The sequence below is a fragment of the Pseudomonas sp. FW305-70 genome (assembly GCF_058783925.1).
The window spans coordinates 37,458-54,296 of sequence record NZ_JBYSYZ010000042.1 but is presented as its reverse complement, the minus strand read 5'-3'; the positions used below and the strand labels follow the sequence as shown (position 1 = coordinate 54,296).

The following is a 16,839-nucleotide window of genomic DNA, read 5'->3' as shown; positions in this document are numbered from 1 at the left end:
GGCCGTACGTAAGGGGCGAGACCTTTTGGTTACTTTTGGGGCGTTTGCCAAAAGTGACCCGCTGTAAGAGCGGAACCGTAAGTCGCCGCTACCGAAGCAATGGATATGTCCCCAATCAAACGGACTCCTTCCTGACCCGAAACCAGGCCGCATAAAGCGCAGGCAAAAACAGCAGCGTCAACGCCGTAGCAACGATCAACCCCCCCATGATCGCCACCGCCATCGGCCCAAAAAACACACTGCGCGACAACGGAATCATCGCCAACACCGCCGCCAGCGCCGTCAACACAATCGGCCGGAACCGCCGCACCGTCGCCTCGATAATCGCCTGCCAAGGCTTCAACCCCGCAGCAATGTCCTGCTCGATCTGATCCACCAGAATCACCGAGTTACGCATGATCATCCCCGACAAGGCGATAGTCCCCAGCATCGCCACGAAACCGAACGGCTGGCGAAACACCAACAGAAACAGCGTCACCCCGATCAACCCCAACGGCGCCGTCAGAAACACCATCGCCGTGCGCGAGAAACTGCGCAGTTGCAGCATCAGCAAGGTCAACACCACCACGATGAACAACGGCACGCCGGCCTTCACCGAGTTCTGTCCGCGTGCCGAATCTTCAACGGTGCCACCGACATCCAGCAAGTAGCCGTCAGGCAGTTCGGCGCGGATCGGATCGAGGGTCGGCATGATCTGCTGCACCAGTGTCGCCGGTTGCTGCTTGTCATAGATGTCGGCGCGAACCGTCACGTTAGGCTGGCGGTTGCGGTGCCAGATGATGCCCTCTTCGAAGCCGTACTCCAGGGTCGCGATCTGCGACAACGCGACGCTGCGACCGTTCTCGGTCGGCACCGCCAGGCTCGGCAGCAATGACAGCTCGGTGCGTTCATGCACGGTGCCGCGCAACAGGATCTCGATCAACTCGTTGTCTTCACGGTACTGGCTGACGCTGGAACCGGTGAGGGAGCTTTGCAGGAACCTCGACAGGTTCGCCGTGCTCACGCCCAGCGCCCGCGCGCGGTCCTGATCGATGTTCAGGTACACCACCTTGCTCGGTTCTTCCCAATCGAGGTGGACGTTGACCACATGCGGGTTCTCGCGAACCTTGGCCGCGACTTTGCGCGCCAGCGCCCGCACCTCCTCGATGTGCTCCCCGGTCACGCGGAACTGTACCGGGTAGCCAACCGGCGGACCGTTTTCCAGTCGCGTGACCCGCGAGCGTAGAGCGGGGAATTGCTCGTTGAGGGTTGAGATCAACCAGGTGCGCAGGGCTTCCCGTTCTTCGATGGTTTTCGCCAGGACGACAAACTGGGCGAAGCTCGCCGCCGGCAATTGCTGATCCAGCGGCAGGTAAAAACGCGGCGAACCGGTGCCGACGTAGGCCACGTAGTTGTCGATCCCCGCCTTGTCCTTGAGCAGCGCTTCGAGGCGTTTGACCTCGTCGGCGGTGTTGCTCAGCGAAGCACCTTCGGCCAGCTTCAGGTCGACCATCAACTCCAGGCGACCCGATGCCGGGAAGAATTGCTGCGGTACAAACTTGAACAGCACAATGGATGCGATGAACAACACCACAGTCGCGGCGATCACGGTTTTGCGCCAGCACACGCACCACTCCACCAGACGCCGGACGCGCTGGTAGAACGGCGTGCCATAGGGATCGGGTTGGCCGGCACCGTGCTTGGCGGCGTGAATTTTTGCCAGGTCCGGCAGGAGTTTTTCCCCGAGATAGGGTACGAAAACCACCGCGGCCACCCACGACGCCAACAGCGCGATGGTGACCACCTCGAAGATCGAACGGGTGTATTCGCCAGTGCCCGATTGCGCCGTGGCAATCGGCAGGAAGCCGGCCGCGGTGATCAGCGTACCGGTGAGCATCGGGAACGCGGTACTGGTCCAGGCATAACTCGCGGCTTTGACCCGGTCGAAACCCTGCTCCATTTTGATCGCCATCATTTCCACGGCGATGATCGCGTCGTCCACCAGCAAGCCCAGCGCCAGTACCAATGCACCGAGAGAAATCTTGTGCAGGCCGATGCCGAGGTAATACATGCTGGCAAACGTCATTGCCAGCACCAGCGGAATCGCCAGGGCCACCACCATGCCGGTGCGCACGCCGAGGGAGAAAAAGCTCACCAGCAACACGATGGCCAGCGCCTCGACCAGCACTTGCACGAACTCACCGACACCGGTTTTCACCGCCGCCGGCTGGTCGGAGACTTTGCGCAGCTCCATGCCGGCCGGGAGGTTCTTCTGGATGCGGGCGAATTCGACTTCCAGTGCCTTGCCCAATATCAGGATGTCACCGCCGTCCTTCATGGCCACCGCCAGGCCGATGGCATCCTGCGCCATGAAGCGCATGCGCGGCGCCGGTGGATCATTGAAACCACGCCGCACATCAGCCACATCGGAGATACGGAAGGTGCGATCACCGACGCGGATCGGGAAGTTCTTGATCTCCTCGACCGTCTGAAAATTCCCCGTGACCCGTAGCTGCAAGCGCTCGCTGCTGGTTTCGAAAAAGCCTGCCGTGGACACCGCGTTCTGCTCTTCAAGGGCTTGCTGGACAGCCGCCAGCGGCAAGCCGAGGGTGGCGAGCTTGACGTTGGAGAGTTCGATCCAGATTTTTTCGTCCTGCAACCCCAGCAGTTCGACCTTGCCTACATCCTTGACCCGTTGCAGCTGGATCTGGATACGGTCGGCGTAATCCTTGAGCACAGCGTAGTCGAAACCCGCGCCGGTCAGGGCGTAGATGTTGCCGAACGTGGTACCGAACTCATCGTTGAAGAACGGCCCCTGAATCCCAGGCGGCAGGGTATGACGAATGTCGCTGACTTTCTTGCGTACCTGATACCAGAGCTCCGGGATCTCTGCCGAGTGCATGGAATCACGCGCAATGAAGGTGACCTGGGATTCCCCGGGCCGCGAGAACGAAACGATGCGCTCGTACTCGCCGGTTTCCATCAGCTTTTTTTCAATGCGTTCGGTGACCTGGCGCGAGACTTCCTCGGCGGTCGCGCCCGGCCAGTTGGTGCGAATCACCATGGCCTTGAAGGTGAACGGCGGGTCTTCACTCTGGCCGAGCTTGGTGTAGGAAAGTGCGCCGACGATGGCCAGCAACAGCATCAGGAACAAGACGATCTGGCGATTACGCAGCGCCCATTCGGAAAGGTTGAAGCGCATCGGGGCTTACTCCTTGTCCGCCAGATTGACCACGCGATTGGAGCGATCCACCGGACGCACCTGCTGCCCGTCGAGAAGCACATGGACACCGGCGGCCACGACCCAGTCGCTGGCGTTGAGCCCCTCGAGCACCGGTACGGTTTTCTCACCGAAGGCACCCACTCGCACCGGGGTTTTCTTCAAGGTGTTGTTGGCGCTGACGACCCAGACATAGGTCACGCCGTTTTCTGCCGTCAACGCCGACAGCGGAACGGACAGAGGCACCACGTCGGCGGCCTGCACGAACACCCGGGCGCTCTGGCCCAGCTCCACCGGCACCTTGCCGGAGGTGAAGGCGATGCGCGCCGCGAAGGTGCGGGACTTTGGATCAGCCGCCGGCGACAGCTCACGGATGCGCCCCTCGAAACGCTGGCCGGGCTGGGTCCAGAGTTCCACCGCCACCGGTTCACCGACCTTGAAGCGGCCGAAGTTCTGTTCCGGCAGGCTGATCAAGACTTCACGCTCGCCATCGGTCGCCAGTGTGAACACCGTTTGCCCCGCGGCCACGACTTGCCCGACTTCAACCAGACGCTTGGCCACGACGCCGTCCTGCGGCGCACGCAGCACGGCGTAGCTGGCCTGGTTATTGGAAACGTTGTATTCGGCCTTGATTTGCTTGAGGCGCGCTTCGCCGGAGCGGTAGAGGTTTTCGTGATTGTCGTACTGCGAGCGGCTGACCAACTGACGCTCCATCAGGGTTTTGTAGCGATCACGCTCGGCACGCACCATGCTCAGATTGGCTTCAGCTGCAGCGACCTGAGCCCGGGTGGCCTCCAGTTGCAGGCGCACATCCTGAGGATCGAGCTCTGCCAAAGGTTGATCGGCCTTGACCCGCTGCCCTTCCTCGACCAGTCGTCGGCTGACTTTACCGCCAATGCGGAACGCCAGGTCCGGCTCATAACGCGCGCGGACTTCACCTGGATAACTTTCCATGGCCTGTGCCGAAGGCTCTGGCTGAACCACCATGGCCGGGCGCACGCTGATTGGCGGCACTTCGTCGGAGCCACACGCAGACAATAAAAAAGCCAGGGTGACTGGCAACGCGAGGGGCAAGGCATAGCGGAACATGGTGAAGGACCTTTCGCTAATGGTGCTTTGAATAATTATACTGAGCAGTATGTTATTAATAGCAAACTCACCAGTCCAGTAATAAAAGCGAATATGCCAAACAATCTTTCAGCACCCAATGGCCCAGGCAGACCCAAGGATCTGGTGAAACGCCAGGCCATTCTCGATGCGGCAAAAGTGCTGTTTCTGAGTAAGGGTTATGCCAATACCAGCATGGATGCCGTCGCAGCCGAGGCCGGTGTGTCGAAGCTGACGGTCTACAGCCACTTCAACGACAAGGAGACACTGTTCTCCGCCGCCGTGATGGCCAAGTGCGAGGAGCAGTTGCCCCCGCTGTTCTTCGAGTTACCCCAAGGCGTGGCAGTGGAAGCCGTGCTGCTGAACATCGCGCGCGGCTTTCATCAGCTGATCAACAGTGACGAATCAGTGAACTTGCACCGACTGATGATGACCTTGGGCAGCCAGGACCCGAAACTCGCGCAAATCTTCTTTGAGGCGGGCCCGGAGCGCATGCTGCACGGCATGGAACGCTTGCTGAGACGGATCGACGAAAGTGGCGTGCTGAGCATCGACAAGCCGCACAACGCCGCCGAGCACTTCTTCTGCCTGCTCAAGGGCGCCGGGAATTTCCGCTTGCTGTATGGCTGCGGCGAGCCGCCGGTCGGCGAGGCCGCGGAGAGCCATGTGCGGGAAGTGGTGGGGTTGTTTATGCGGGCTTATCGGCCTGAGTGAGCCTGACAGCATTGCGTTGACTGTACCGACGCCTTCGCGGGCAAGCCCGCTCCCACAGGGTCCGAGGTGTACTCGAATTTTGAACCCGGCACAGAACCTGTGGGAGCGTGGCTTGCCCGCGATGAAGGCGACTCGGTCTTAAGGCTTCAAAGCCTTCTTCGGATAAATATCGTACCGGCTCGACTTGCCATCCAGGGCATGGCTCGGCTTCGGCCCGTCGATGCACGGCGCCTTGCGCGGGCGCTTGACCACCACCCGGTGGCTGGCCAGGGCCAACGCCGCTTCGAGCAAGGCCGGCGCATCCGGGTCATCACCCACCAGCGGCCGGAACAGGCGCATTTCCTTCTTCACCAGCGCGGTTTTCTCACGGTGCGGGAACATCGGGTCCAGGTAGATCACCTGCGGCGGTTCGCCCTCCCAATTGCGCATCACCTCGATCGAGTTGCCCTTGAGCAGCCGCATGCGCGCCACGATCGGCGCCACATCGAAATCTTCCGCACCACGGGCCAGGCCATCTTCCAGCAAGGCACCGATCAACGGCTGACGCTCGATCAGGCTCATCTCGCAACCGAGGCTGGCCAGCACGAACGCGTCCTTGCCCAGCCCTGCCGTGGCATCCAGTACCCGCGGGCGCACACCCTGGGCGACACCAACAGCCTTGGCGATCATCTGCCCGCTGCCGCCGCCGTACAGACGGCGATGGGCCGCACCGCCCTCGACGAAGTCCACCCGCACCGGCCCCGGCGCGTCCGGCCCCAGCTGTTGCAACTGCAAACCCTGGTCACCCACCTGCAAGGCAAATTCGCCGTCCGCCACTTGCATCGGCAAGCCCAGGCGCTCGGCCCATTGCTCGGCTTGTGGCTCGAAAGCCGCGTCCAGCGCCTGGACATGGATGCGGCAGGCCGCGGGTTGATCAATCATCGGAAAACACGCTCAAAAAATTAATGATCGGCAAAAACTGCCGATAACAAAACTATCGAGCATTTTGCCAGAGCTGAGCGTCGACCGAGAGAAATGTCAGACATTCAACCCACAATCACAGGTTTTATATCGCCCTACGGCAATTACAACCTGCGAAACACCCAGGCACTGAGCGGTGTCAGTCACCTCTGGCAGGATTTCTTTGCCCGTGCGCTGGCCGATCAGTCGGGTGATGTGCTGCCTGAATCACTGAATTTCCCACCGGTCGATCTCGAAAGCCCGGTCGAGCCGACCGTTGGCAGCGATCTGCTGGAACACATCGTTTCCCAGCGTGAGTGCGACGTGAAGGACATTCAGGTACGTCCGCCCGAGCCGCTGTTCCTGCCGATTGCCGAATTCGAAATGGACCTGGCCGACAAACCATTCCCACCGTTCCCGGCGGATGAAATCGTCGCCCAGCAAAAACACCAGGATTTCGACAGCGGCTGGGTTCGCCCGATCGTGCTCAACGCCGGTCAGCCACTGCCGCAAGCCAGCCCTGCCCCGCAACCACGTCCGCTGCACCTGCCGATTGCCGAATTCGATCTGGATCTGCTCGACAAGCCGTTCCCGCCGTTCTCTCCGGAAGAATTGGTGGAACAGCAGAAACAACTCGATTTCGACAATGGTTGGGCGCGCCCGATCATCCTGCAAAACCTTCGCATCGCCGCCTGACCCTCAGCCTTTGAAGAACTGATTGGCCTTCTGGTAGGGCATCGACCGTGAAGTGAAGCCGAACGTGCCTGATGTCTGGATTTCTTCGGCAGCGCGGAAGAATTCACCATAGGCCGCCAACGCCAGCGCCGAACCGACACTGATGCGTTTGACGCCCATTTCAGCCAACTGCGCGACCGTCAGGTTCAAACCGCCCGACATCAACACATTCACCGGTTTGGGCGCCACCGCGCGCACCACCGCCAGCACATCCTCGGCGCTGCGCAGACCGGGTGCGTAAAGCACATCGGCACCGGCCTCAGCGAAGGCCTGCAAGCGGCGGATGGTGTCGTCCAGATCAGGATTGCCGTGCAGGAAGTTTTCGGCCCGGGCGGTCAATGTGAAGGGGAACGGCAAGCTGCGAGCGGCAGCCACAGAGGCCTCGATGCGCGCCACAGCATGGTCGAAACAGTAGATGGGGCCTTCTTCACGGCCGGTGGCATCTTCAATCGAACCACCGACAGCACCGGCCTCTGCCGCGCGCAAAATGCTTTTGGCGCAATCGGCCGGGTTGTCGGCAAAACCGTTTTCCAGGTCCACGGCAACCGGCAAGTCGGTGGCGGCAACAATCGCCTGAACGTTCATCAGGGTATCGTCGAGGCTCAAGCCGCCATCGGCACGGCCTTGGGAAAAGGCATAACCGGCACTGGTGGTCGTCAGCGCCTCGAAGCCGAGGCTGGCGAGCATCTTCGCTGAACCGGCATCCCACGGATTGGGAATCACAAAAGCGCCGGAGCGTTCGTGAAGGGCTTTGAACGCCTGGGCTCGAAGGGTTTGCGCATCCATGGGGCAGGCTCCTGAAGAGGGGGAAGGAATCCGCCTCAGAGCAGGCCAAGTTGCTCGGCGGCGGGTTCTCTGTATAGCTCAGGCAGCGCCGGCAAGCCAGGCAGACGCCGCATCAGCCTGGCGTGAAAACGCTGCGCCAGTTTCGCCGCCAGCAGGTTGTCGGCGGTGTGCAGGAAGATATACGGCGTGCGCCCTTCTTCGATCCACAGCGCGATTTTCTCGACCCAGGGTTCCAGGAACGGATCGTTGGCCTCAAGCACTGGATGACCGATAAAGCGCACTTGCGGACACTGCGTGAACGCCGCCGGACGCGGAGGCACCCGGGGCTTCTTCGATTGGGCGTGAAGCACCGAAAGCTCGGTGGATGTGCAACTGAACAACGCGCGGGAATCAAGGCAGATGCGTTCAACACCGCGATCCAGCAGCAGACGATTGAGTATCCGCTCGCTGTCACCCTTGGCGAAAAAATCGCCATGGCGCACTTCAACGGCCAGCGGGCGTTGCAGGGCATCGATAAATCCGGCCAGTTCGGGCAACCGTTGGGGCGTGAAGCTTTTCGACAGCTGCAACCACAGTGGCGACACCCGCTCGCCGAGCGGGCTGAGTAATTGCAGGAAGGTCTCGGCGGCGGTCAGCTGTTCGCGCAGGTCACCGCCGTGGCTGATCTCGCCGGGAAACTTGGCGGTGAAACGAAAGTGTTCGGGCATGGTGTCGGCCCAACGCTGCACGGTGCTCGCAGCCGGGCTCGCGTAGAAGGTCGTGTTGCCTTCTACGGCATTGAATACTCGGGAATAGAGATGGAGAAACTCAGCTGGCCTGGCGTCCAGCGGATACAGGTAGTCGCGCCAGGCGTTTTCGCTCCACGAGGGACAACCGAGGTAGTACGGCAGCAACATCAGATGTACAGGTCGAGACCCAGCACATCCGCTTCCCAATCGACGAAACCGGCGGTGCTCAGGTAGCTGGCCAGGGCCATCGCCACGCCTTTGCTCATGGCGCGGTGGTAAATCATGTCTTGCTGACGGGCGGGAAGATTGCTCGGTTTTTGCGCAGAGGCTTTGGCGGCGCGTGCAGCCAGTTGCTCTTCAGTCGGGAATTCCAGCTCGCCTTCGATATCAATGGCGTCGTCTTCCACCACACGGTCTTTGCGTGGCTTGCGCTTGATGGGGTAGGACTGAGAGGAAACGCCGTCGATACGCATACGTGCATACTCGGAATCAGTGATGGCAGTTTAGTGGCGCATTTCCCACTTCGCAAACCGCCGAGTGATAACTAGAACACATAAAAGGCAAAAGGTTTAAAAGCCGGGGTTAGAAAATGACGATTGGCAGAATTAGAGCAGAACACCAACCCTGTGGGAGCGGGCTTGCTCGCGAAGACGGTGTGTCAGGCAATAGAAATGTTGAATGTTATACCGCCTTCGCGAGCAAGCCCGCTCCCACAGGTACTGCGTGAATCAACGCGCTTTAGGCGTCGCCACCTTGTCGCGCAGATAAACCGGCTGAGCCTCGTCAGCCACGATCGCCTCGCCACGCGCCCAGGCAAATCGCGCCAGGGTCAGCAGGTCTTCGGCATGGGGCAACATGGCCGCGTCCTGACCGCTCAGGCTGACCGCGATGCGTTCGCCATACCCCCAACCGGTGCCAGCGCCGAACCACTCGCCGCCGGCATCGGCCGGCAATGCCGCGGACTCCGGCGGCAGTACCGCTTCAGCGCCAACAAGACGCATCTCCCCGGCCGTTTCGCGGTAGCACCCCCAATACACTTCATCCATGCGCGCATCGATGGCAGCAGCGACCTGAGTGGCGCCATGTTCGCGCAATGCACGTTGCGCCAGCACGGCCAGGTTCGACACCGGCAGCACCGGACGATCCAGGGCAAACGCCAGGCCTTGCACCACGCCGATGGCGATGCGCACACCGGTGAAGGCTCCCGGGCCACGGCCGAATGCAATGGCATCGACTGCTTGCAGGGTGGTGCCAGCATCGGCCAGCAATTGCTTGATCATCGGCAACAGCTTCTGCGCGTGCAGGCGCGGGATCACCTCGTAATGGCTCGTGACCTTGCCGTCATGCAGCAAGGCAACGGAGCAAGCTTCAGTCGCGGTATCCAGGGCCAGCAAGGTGCTCATCGATGTATCCGTAACAAGAGGTCAGAAAAAGTGCGTCAGTATAAACAACTACGGCCCGCAAGCGGGCCGTAGAAGATGAAGCGATTCAGGCTTTTCAGCTCAGGGCTTCAAGCACCTTGGCGGTGATCGCTTCAACCGAACCGACGCCTTCGATATGGCTGTACTGCGGCTTGCCATTGGCGGCCGACAGCTTCTGGTAGAAATCCACCAGCGGCTTGGTCTGGGAGTGGTAGACCGACAGGCGATGACGCACGGTTTCTTCGGTGTCGTCCTTGCGCTGTACCAGCTCTTCACCGGTGATGTCGTCCTTGCCGGCGATTTTCGGCGGGTTGTAGACGATGTGGTACACGCGGCCGCTGGCCTCGTGAACACGACGACCGGCGATACGCTGGACGATTTCTTCGTCCTCGACGGCGATTTCAACCACTGCGTCCAGCTCGACGCCAGCAGTCACCAGGGCTTCAGCCTGGGGAATGGTGCGCGGGAAGCCGTCGAACAGGAAACCGTTGGCGCAGTCGGACTGGGCGATGCGGTCCTTGACCAGTGCGATGATCAGGTCATCGGACACCAGGCCACCGGCATCCATGATGCTCTTGGCCTTGATGCCCAGCTCGGTGCCGGCCTTGACCGCTGCACGCAGCATGTCGCCGGTGGAGATTTGCGGAATGCCGAATTTTTCGGTGATGAACTTAGCCTGAGTACCTTTACCGGCCCCGGGAGCTCCCAGCAGAATGACGCGCATCGATGTGCTCCTCAATTTTTTATATGGATAACGTCAGATTCGCCTCGTGGGGCCAATCTCAAAAAAGGGTCGTGGCCGCCCAAACGGCCAAAGGCTGATCAAGATACACAGCAGGCTGCGCCCACACAAGACGCCAAAAGTCGGAGAAACCGCTGCCTCCTGCGACCATTGCGCACGGTTCCCCAAGTCGCAACCCCAACATTAACTGTCGCCTGACAGCACTTTTCAACCCGTCCTGCGGCGGCATCCGCCTCACCTGCCGGATGCCTGACCCCACGGCAAAAACCTTAGCCGGTGTTACGCAAACCGGCGGCAATCCCCGCGACAGACACCAGCAGGGCCTGTTCTACCGGGCTGCCCTGCGCTACATCCTGCAATCGTGAACGGGCCAGCAACTCGGCCTGCAATAGATGAAGCGGGTCGAGGTAGGTGTTGCGCAAGCGGATGAATTCAAGGGTCGCTGGGCTATGTGCCAGTAGCTGCGACTGCCCGGTCAGGCCGAGAACGATGGAGCACGCCTGCGACAATAGGTCGCGTAAGTGCGCACCCAATGGCAACAGATTCGGCTCCACCAGACGCTCGTCATAGGACCGGGCAATGTCGGCATCGGCCTTGGCCAGGACCATCTCCAGCATATCGATGCGGGTGCGGAAGAACGGCCATTGCTCACGCATCTGCCCCAGCAGTTCACCTTCACCCCGCTCCAGTGCCTTGCTCAGGGCAGATTCCCAACCCAGCCAGGCCGGCAGCATCAGGCGTGTCTGGGTCCAGCCGAAGATCCACGGAATCGCCCGCAGGCTTTCGATCCCCCCGGCCCGGCGCTTGGCCGGCCGACTGCCCAGGGGCAAACGACCGAGTTCCTGTTCCGGCGTGGACTGGCGGAAATACTCCACGAACTGCGGATTTTCCCGCACCACGGCGCGGTAAGCGCTGACACCGTCTGCGGCCAGTTCGTCCATCAAATGGCGCCACTCGGGCGTCGGTGGCGGCGGCGGCAGCAAGGTCGCCTCAAGCACGGCGGCCAGGTACAGGTTGAGGTTTTGCTCGGCGATGTCCGGCAGGCCGAATTTGAATCGAATCATTTCACCCTGTTCGGTGGTGCGGAACCGCCCCGCCACCGAACCCGGCGGCTGCGACAGAATCGCCGCGTGGGCCGGTCCGCCGCCACGCCCCACGGTGCCGCCGCGGCCGTGGAACAATAGCAGCTCCACTTGTTGTTCACGGCAGATATCCACCAGTCGCTCCTGCGCCCGGTACTGCGCCCAGGCCGCCGCGGTGGTGCCGGCGTCCTTGGCCGAATCGGAATAGCCGATCATCACTTCCTGCGGCCCTTGCAGACGCGAGCGATAGCCCGGCAACAGCAGCAGTTTCTCGATCACCGGCCCCGCGTTGTCGAGGTCGGCCAGGGTTTCGAACAGCGGCACCACGCGCATCGGCCGCAGCACGCCGGATTCCTTGAGCAACAATTGCACCGCCAGCACATCGGAAGCGGCACCGGCCATCGAGATCACATAGGAACCCAGGGACGCCCCCGGTGCAGCGGCGATTTCCCGGCAGGTCGCCAGCACCTCGGCGGTATCGGCGGAGGGTTTGAAGTACGCCGGCAGCAACGGCCGGTGGTTATTCAGTTCACGCATCAGGAAGGCGATGCGCTCTTCCTCGCTCCAGTCCTCGTAGCGCCCCAGGCCGAGGTAGTCGGTGATTTCGGTCATGGCCGCGCTGTGTCGCGACGAGTCCTGGCGCACATCCAGACGAACCAGGAACAGACCGAAGGTCACCGCCCGACGCAGGCAGTCGAGCAAGGGTCCGTCAGCGATCACGCCCATGCCGCATTCATGCAACGAGTGGTAGCACAGCTCCAGCGGGTCGAGCAGTTCGCGGTTGTTTTGCAGCACATCGGCCGGTGCCGGTGTGGGTGCCGACAATGAGGTGTGCGCCCAGTTGCGCGTCGCCCGCAGGCGCTCGCGCAGCTGTTTGAGCACGGCCCGGTAAGGTTCGGCGCTGTCACCCGCCTTGGCCTTCAATTCATCGCTGGCCTGCTGCATGGACAGCTCAGCCGCCAGGTGATCGACATCGCGCAGGTACAGATCAGCCGCCATCCAGCGCGCCAACAGTAAAACCTCTCGGGTCACCGCCGCCGTCACATTGGGGTTGCCGTCGCGGTCGCCGCCCATCCACGAGGCAAAGCGAATCGGCGCCGCCTCCAGTGGCAAGTGCAGGCCGGTAGCGGCGTGCAGGGCCTGGTCGGCCTTGCGCAGATAATTGGGAATGGCCTGCCACAGCGAATGCTCGATCACCGCGAAACCCCACTTGGCTTCGTCCACCGGTGTCGGACGCGTGCGGCGGATTTCCTCGGTGTGCCAGGCTTCGGCGATCAGGCGCTGCAAGGTGGTCTTGATCTGTTCGCGCTCGGCACGGGTCAGGTCGCGGTGATCCTGAGCCGCCAATTGCGCGGCGATGGCGTCGTACTTCTGGATCAGCGTGCGGCGCGCGACTTCGGTCGGGTGCGCGGTCAGCACCAGTTCAATCTCCAGTCGCCCCAATTGCCGGGCCAGCGCGTCGGCACCATGGCCCTCGGCGCGCAGGCGAGCGAGCAATTCGGGCAACACCCGGGCTTCGAACGGCGCCTGTTGAGACGCCTCCCGACGGTGAATCAACTGGTATTGCTCGGCGATATTGGCCAGGTTGAGAAACTGATTGAACGCCCGCGCTACCGGCAACAGCTCGTCTTCGGTCAACTGGTTGAGGCTGGCGCTGAGCTCGGCGTCCATGGAGCCGCGCCGGTCCGCCTTGGCGCCCTTGCGGATCTGCTCGATCTTGTCGAGAAAACCATCGCCATACTGCTCACGAATGGTGTTGCCCAACAGCTCACCCAACAGGTGAACGTCCTCGCGCAAGCGTGCATCAATATCGGTCATCAGCAGGTCTCCAGCAAAAAATCCGGGCGGCTTGGAACCTAGAGAGTGCCGCCCCAGACAGCTTCTTACAAGCAAGACGACGAAGGGCCTTCAAACCTTGCCCGTTGAAGCTAGTCTGAAGATAAGCCGTACAACGGCTGTCGCCGGCCAACGCCGGACACTCACCCTGCCCGCCACGAGCGGTCGCGCCATGAGGTCAATATGAAAATTCGCGAGCTTGCCCACCACTGGGAAGAAAACGCCAAGGGCCGCCTGACCGACACCGGCTACTCGATTCATCTGGATGTGGAGTCTGCCGCACGGCTGGCCGCGCTCGTCGAGATGTACCCCAAGCGGCATCCCGAAGAACTGCTCGGCGACCTGATCGGCGCCGCGCTCGAAGAGCTGGAAAGAAGCTTCCCGTACGTCAAGGGCTCGACCGTGGTCGCCACTGACGAAGAAGGTGATCCGCTGTACGAAGACATCGGGCCGACCCCGCGTTTTCTGGCGCTGTCCCGCCGGCATCTGCACGACATGTCAGTGCCGGACGACAAACAGAAACACTGAGTTTTCGTAGAACCCTGTGGGAGCGGGCTTGCTCGCGAAGGCGGTGTATCAGTCAACATTATTGTTGAATGTTAAACCTCATTCGCGAGCAAGCCCGCTCCCACATTGGCCCGTTTTTCACTTCAAAAATTGCGTTACTTCGGGCCTGAAAAGGTCCGATATACCGCTGTGCGTAACATAAATCCCCGACTTAGAGCCCTGTCGACTCGGTCAAAGTTTTTTCGATAGCTGGCTAAATTCTCTGAACTTTCAAAAAACGCCTCGGGTCAACCCAAGTAACCACGCCTGGGACGAGCGTTTCAAAACACCCCGCAATTGATGGCTTCAGCGCCCGGCCCAGGATGGATTCAACGCTTTTCAGGAGTTAGCCCAATGGAGTTGAAGACCATGAAAACCCGAACCGGCACATCCTCGTTCACTCATTCGCGCGGCCTCCAGCTGGCGGCGCTGGCCCTCGGCAGCAGCCTGGCCCTGGCCGGTTGCGCCGGTAACCCGCCGACCGAGCAGTACGCGGTGACCCAATCGGCCGTCAACGACGCCGTGAGCGCCGGCGGCACCGAGTTCGCCGCGGTGGAAATGAAGTCGGCCCAGGACAAGCTCAAGCAAGCCGAAATCGCCATGCACGACAAAAAATATGACCAGGCCCGGATGCTCGCCGAACAGGCCGAGTGGGACGCTCGTGTCGCAGAGCGCAAGGCCCAGGCGATGAAGGCCGAACAATCCGTGAAGGACGCGCAGAAAGGCGTTCAGGAATTGCGTCAGGAAAGCCAGCGCACCGTTCAGTAAGCGGCGCGGCTCCACGCATTCCCACTCGACTAAAAGGACGAAATCATGAAACGCATTCAACTGATGATCCCAACTCTGCTGGCTGCCACCATCGCCCTGGCGGCCTGCTCCACGCCGCCCAACGCCAACCTCGAACAGGCCCGCACCAACTACAGCGGCCTGCAAGCCGACCCACAGGCCAGCAAAGTCGCAGCCCTGGAAACCAAGGAGGCCAGCGATTATCTGGACAAGGCCGACCAGGCCTACAGGGACAAGGAAGACGCAACCAAGGTTGACCAGCTTGCCTATCTGACCAACCAGCGGGTTGAAGTGGCCAAGCAGACCATTGCCCTGCGCACCGCTGAAGCCAATCTGAAAAACACGTCGGCGCAACGGGCCGAAGCCCGCCTGGAAGGCCGCGATCAGCAGATCAAGCAACTGAAGGACAGCCTCAACGCCAGGCAGACCGAGCGCGGGACGCTGGTGACATTCGGGGATGTGCTGTTCGCCACCGACAAGGCCGAGCTGAAATCCAACGGCCTGATGAACATCAACAAACTGGCGCAGTACCTCCAGGAAAACCCCGACCGCAAAGTGATTGTCGAGGGTTATACCGACAGCACCGGTACGGCATCGCACAACCAGTCGCTCTCGGAACGTCGTGCGGATTCCGTGCGAGCGGCCCTGGTGAAGATGGGCGTCGATCCGGCGCGCATCGTTGCCCAAGGGTACGGCAAGGAGTATCCGGTGGCGGATAACTCAAGCACCTCGGGCCGGGCGATGAACCGCCGGGTGGAGGTGACCATTTCCAATGACAATCAGCCGGTGATGCCGCGTTCGGCGGTGAGTTCATACACCCAATAATCAAGCTACTACGCGAAACCAGTGTGGGAGCGGGCTTGCTCGCGAAAGCGGTGTATCAGTCAGCACTATTGCTGAAAGTTAAACCGCCTTCGCGAGCAAGCCCGCTCCCACATTGGATCTGTGTTGTTAGTTAGAACCGGGTTACGGCTCCAGCTTCTGCGGCGTCTCCTGCCCCATGCAACGCACGGCTTTTTTCTTGCTGTCGACCAGCACGCCGGTCAGGCCTTTCTGTTCCATGTCAAACAGCACCAGCACGCCATCGATGCACTGCGCCACTTGCGCGGCCGGCTCCAGTGAGACTTTGTAGTCTTCGCCCGGAATGGTCTTGAGCATGGTGAATTCGTTGAGCAGCAACGCATCCTCAGGCTTGGCGAAGTGCAGGTAGCCGTACCACCACAGGGCACCGACGGTGCCGAGGATGCTGCAGATACCGGTGATGATCAGCGGGATGGCGTTGCGTTCTTCACTCATTGCGGACTCTCTGGTGGTTCATCTTCAGAATTCGGGGGTGCCGGGTAATTGGGGATTTCACCCAGGCGGCGCAGGCCGTTGAAATGCTGCGGGTCATCGAGATAGCGCAGCATGACGTTACGCCAGACCGGGTCGGCGAATGTCTGCACATGACCGCCACGGGTCAGTTGCAGCACCCGCGGCGGCGGCGCAGCTTGATACAGTCGGATGCCGTTGGAAAGAGGCACGATCGGATCGTCGATGCTGTGGTAGATCAGTTTCGGCACATCTTTAAGCTGCGCCATGGAGTTGATCGCGCTGTCACCGTCCGGCACCAGCCACGACAACGGCACCTGGAACGTCCAGAACACCCATGAATTACTCAAGGCATAGCGACCGACACTGCGATAACTGGCGGGCACACCGTCGAGGACAAAAGCTTTCAGTTGTTTCTGCCGTTGCGGGTGCTGGACCAGGTAATGCACGGCCATCGAGCCACCGAGACTCTGGCCGAGCAGGATCAGCGGCTTGCCTTGAACCTGCGGCGCCTTGTCCAGCCAGGCGAACGCCGCATCGATGTCCTGGTAGATCGCCGGCAGGCTGGGTTCGCCTTCGGACAGGCCGTAACCGCGATAGTCCACAAGCAACACCTGGTAACCATTTTTCGGCAACCAGAAACTGCCGCCAAGGTGCATGGGCAGGTTTCCGCCATTGCCGTGTAAGTGCAGCACCGTGCCCTTGACCTCAACCCCCTGCTTCACCGGCAGCCACCAGGCATTCAGCTTGAGGCCATCGGCGGTGTTCAGGGTGACGGTGCGGTATTCAAGCCCGGCCTTTTCCGGGGTGAACAACTGGCCGGGTTCCGGGTAGAACAGCAGCGAGCTGCAGCCATTCAAGGCCAGGAAAAGGCAGAGGATGCCGAGGATTCTCATCCGTTGAAACC

The 16,839-nt window shown here is 61.1% G+C and carries 16 protein-coding genes; 5 read left to right on the top strand and 11 right to left on the bottom strand.

Annotated features, from left to right (window positions below; genetic code table 11):
• Positions 1-115: 115 nt before the first annotated feature.
• Together AC3WN7_RS24070 and AC3WN7_RS24065 are read right to left on the bottom strand one after the other, a co-directional pair.
• Positions 116-3,181, bottom strand: coding sequence for an efflux RND transporter permease subunit (locus AC3WN7_RS24070; RefSeq protein WP_102675277.1), 3,066 nt, complete (start codon positions 3,179-3,181; stop codon positions 116-118).
• Between the two features lie 6 nt (positions 3,182-3,187).
• Positions 3,188-4,288: an efflux RND transporter periplasmic adaptor subunit gene (locus tag AC3WN7_RS24065; RefSeq protein WP_102675278.1), complete on the bottom strand. Its 1,101-nt coding sequence runs from the start codon at positions 4,286-4,288 to the stop codon at positions 3,188-3,190.
• A gap of 93 nt (positions 4,289-4,381) precedes the next feature.
• On the opposite strand from AC3WN7_RS24065, the gene AC3WN7_RS24060 reads away from it, so the two are divergent.
• Positions 4,382-5,020 (top strand): TetR/AcrR family transcriptional regulator, encoded by a 639-nt coding sequence (locus tag AC3WN7_RS24060; protein WP_102675279.1) that lies wholly within the window; start codon positions 4,382-4,384, stop codon positions 5,018-5,020.
• A 138-nt stretch (positions 5,021-5,158) separates the two neighbouring features.
• Here the strand turns inward: AC3WN7_RS24060 and AC3WN7_RS24055 are convergent, their stop codons facing one another.
• Complete coding sequence (locus AC3WN7_RS24055; protein WP_007995774.1) at positions 5,159-5,941, bottom strand: class I SAM-dependent methyltransferase; 783 nt, start codon at positions 5,939-5,941, stop codon at positions 5,159-5,161.
• Between the two features lie 93 nt (positions 5,942-6,034).
• Between AC3WN7_RS24055 and AC3WN7_RS24050 the strand changes: the two genes are divergently transcribed.
• Positions 6,035-6,655: an energy transducer TonB gene (locus AC3WN7_RS24050; protein ID WP_102675280.1), complete on the top strand. Its 621-nt coding sequence runs from the start codon at positions 6,035-6,037 to the stop codon at positions 6,653-6,655.
• Positions 6,656-6,658: 3 nt separating this feature from the next.
• Here AC3WN7_RS24050 and AC3WN7_RS24045 read toward each other — a convergent pair whose 3' ends face one another.
• From AC3WN7_RS24045 to ppc, 6 genes are all read right to left on the bottom strand, one after another.
• On the bottom strand, positions 6,659-7,480 hold the full coding sequence (locus tag AC3WN7_RS24045) for an isocitrate lyase/PEP mutase family protein (RefSeq protein ID WP_102675281.1): 822 nt from the start codon (positions 7,478-7,480) through the stop codon (positions 6,659-6,661).
• A 35-nt stretch (positions 7,481-7,515) separates the two neighbouring features.
• Positions 7,516-8,376, bottom strand: a complete 861-nt coding sequence (locus AC3WN7_RS24040) for a DUF72 domain-containing protein (RefSeq protein ID WP_102675282.1) — start codon at positions 8,374-8,376, stop codon at positions 7,516-7,518.
• Positions 8,376-8,681, bottom strand: a complete 306-nt coding sequence (locus tag AC3WN7_RS24035) for a hypothetical protein (RefSeq protein WP_102675283.1) — start codon at positions 8,679-8,681, stop codon at positions 8,376-8,378. Before AC3WN7_RS24035 ends, AC3WN7_RS24040 begins: the two co-directional genes overlap by 1 nt.
• Positions 8,682-8,936: 255 nt before the next feature.
• Positions 8,937-9,611: a tRNA (adenosine(37)-N6)-threonylcarbamoyltransferase complex dimerization subunit type 1 TsaB gene (tsaB, locus tag AC3WN7_RS24030; protein ID WP_102675284.1), complete on the bottom strand. Its 675-nt coding sequence runs from the start codon at positions 9,609-9,611 to the stop codon at positions 8,937-8,939.
• A gap of 94 nt (positions 9,612-9,705) precedes the next feature.
• A complete protein-coding gene (adk, locus tag AC3WN7_RS24025) occupies positions 9,706-10,353 on the bottom strand; it encodes an adenylate kinase (RefSeq protein ID WP_015093734.1) in 648 nt (215 codons plus the stop codon).
• 287 nt (positions 10,354-10,640) lie between these two features.
• Positions 10,641-13,271, bottom strand: a complete 2,631-nt coding sequence (gene ppc / locus AC3WN7_RS24020; protein WP_207258316.1) for a phosphoenolpyruvate carboxylase — start codon at positions 13,269-13,271, stop codon at positions 10,641-10,643.
• A 201-nt stretch (positions 13,272-13,472) separates the two neighbouring features.
• On the opposite strand from ppc, the gene AC3WN7_RS24015 reads away from it, so the two are divergent.
• The 3 genes from AC3WN7_RS24015 (at position 13,473) to lptF (ending at position 15,446) form a co-directional block, all read left to right on the top strand.
• Complete coding sequence (locus AC3WN7_RS24015) at positions 13,473-13,817, top strand: hypothetical protein (RefSeq protein ID WP_015093732.1); 345 nt, start codon at positions 13,473-13,475, stop codon at positions 13,815-13,817.
• 372 nt (positions 13,818-14,189) lie between these two features.
• Positions 14,190-14,603 carry a DUF4398 domain-containing protein gene (locus AC3WN7_RS24010; RefSeq protein ID WP_095965015.1) on the top strand — a complete coding sequence of 138 codons (414 nt, stop codon included), beginning with the start codon at positions 14,190-14,192 and terminating at the stop codon, positions 14,601-14,603.
• 45 nt (positions 14,604-14,648) lie between these two features.
• Complete coding sequence (gene lptF, locus AC3WN7_RS24005) at positions 14,649-15,446, top strand: lipotoxin F family OmpA-related lipoprotein LptF (RefSeq protein ID WP_095965014.1); 798 nt, start codon at positions 14,649-14,651, stop codon at positions 15,444-15,446.
• Positions 15,447-15,587: 141 nt separating this feature from the next.
• Here lptF and AC3WN7_RS24000 read toward each other — a convergent pair whose 3' ends face one another.
• Both AC3WN7_RS24000 and AC3WN7_RS23995 read right to left on the bottom strand, forming a co-directional pair.
• Positions 15,588-15,917 (bottom strand): PA3694 family proteiin, encoded by a 330-nt coding sequence (locus tag AC3WN7_RS24000; RefSeq protein WP_007975029.1) that lies wholly within the window; start codon positions 15,915-15,917, stop codon positions 15,588-15,590.
• The gene (locus tag AC3WN7_RS23995) at positions 15,914-16,828 is read right to left on the bottom strand and encodes an alpha/beta hydrolase (protein WP_095965013.1); all 915 of its coding nucleotides are present in this window, start codon (positions 16,826-16,828) and stop codon (positions 15,914-15,916) included. The genes AC3WN7_RS24000 and AC3WN7_RS23995 overlap by 4 nt, the downstream gene beginning before the upstream one ends.
• Positions 16,829-16,839 lie beyond the last annotated feature (11 nt).

What these genes read in the sequence shown, in the direction of transcription:
- AC3WN7_RS24065 (WP_102675278.1), bottom strand. Translation starts at nt 4,288, where the DNA reads ATGTTCCGCTATGCCTTGCCCCTCGCGTTGCCAGTCACCCTGGCTTTT.
- AC3WN7_RS24035 (WP_102675283.1), bottom strand. Translation starts at nt 8,681, where the DNA reads ATGCGTATCGACGGCGTTTCCTCTCAGTCCTACCCCATCAAGCGCAAG.
- AC3WN7_RS24060 (WP_102675279.1), top strand. Translation starts at nt 4,382, where the DNA reads ATGCCAAACAATCTTTCAGCACCCAATGGCCCAGGCAGACCCAAGGAT.
- AC3WN7_RS24055 (WP_007995774.1), bottom strand. Translation starts at nt 5,941, where the DNA reads ATGATTGATCAACCCGCGGCCTGCCGCATCCATGTCCAGGCGCTGGAC.
- adk (WP_015093734.1), bottom strand. Translation starts at nt 10,353, where the DNA reads ATGCGCGTCATTCTGCTGGGAGCTCCCGGGGCCGGTAAAGGTACTCAG.
- AC3WN7_RS24010 (WP_095965015.1), top strand. Translation starts at nt 14,190, where the DNA reads ATGGAGTTGAAGACCATGAAAACCCGAACCGGCACATCCTCGTTCACT.
- AC3WN7_RS24070 (WP_102675277.1), bottom strand. Translation starts at nt 3,181, where the DNA reads ATGCGCTTCAACCTTTCCGAATGGGCGCTGCGTAATCGCCAGATCGTC.
- AC3WN7_RS24045 (WP_102675281.1), bottom strand. Translation starts at nt 7,480, where the DNA reads ATGGATGCGCAAACCCTTCGAGCCCAGGCGTTCAAAGCCCTTCACGAA.
- ppc (WP_207258316.1), bottom strand. Translation starts at nt 13,271, where the DNA reads ATGACCGATATTGATGCACGCTTGCGCGAGGACGTTCACCTGTTGGGT.
- AC3WN7_RS24015 (WP_015093732.1), top strand. Translation starts at nt 13,473, where the DNA reads ATGAAAATTCGCGAGCTTGCCCACCACTGGGAAGAAAACGCCAAGGGC.
- AC3WN7_RS24040 (WP_102675282.1), bottom strand. Translation starts at nt 8,376, where the DNA reads ATGTTGCTGCCGTACTACCTCGGTTGTCCCTCGTGGAGCGAAAACGCC.
- tsaB (WP_102675284.1), bottom strand. Translation starts at nt 9,611, where the DNA reads ATGAGCACCTTGCTGGCCCTGGATACCGCGACTGAAGCTTGCTCCGTT.
- AC3WN7_RS23995 (WP_095965013.1), bottom strand. Translation starts at nt 16,828, where the DNA reads ATGAGAATCCTCGGCATCCTCTGCCTTTTCCTGGCCTTGAATGGCTGC.
- AC3WN7_RS24050 (WP_102675280.1), top strand. Translation starts at nt 6,035, where the DNA reads ATGTCAGACATTCAACCCACAATCACAGGTTTTATATCGCCCTACGGC.
- AC3WN7_RS24000 (WP_007975029.1), bottom strand. Translation starts at nt 15,917, where the DNA reads ATGAGTGAAGAACGCAACGCCATCCCGCTGATCATCACCGGTATCTGC.
- lptF (WP_095965014.1), top strand. Translation starts at nt 14,649, where the DNA reads ATGAAACGCATTCAACTGATGATCCCAACTCTGCTGGCTGCCACCATC.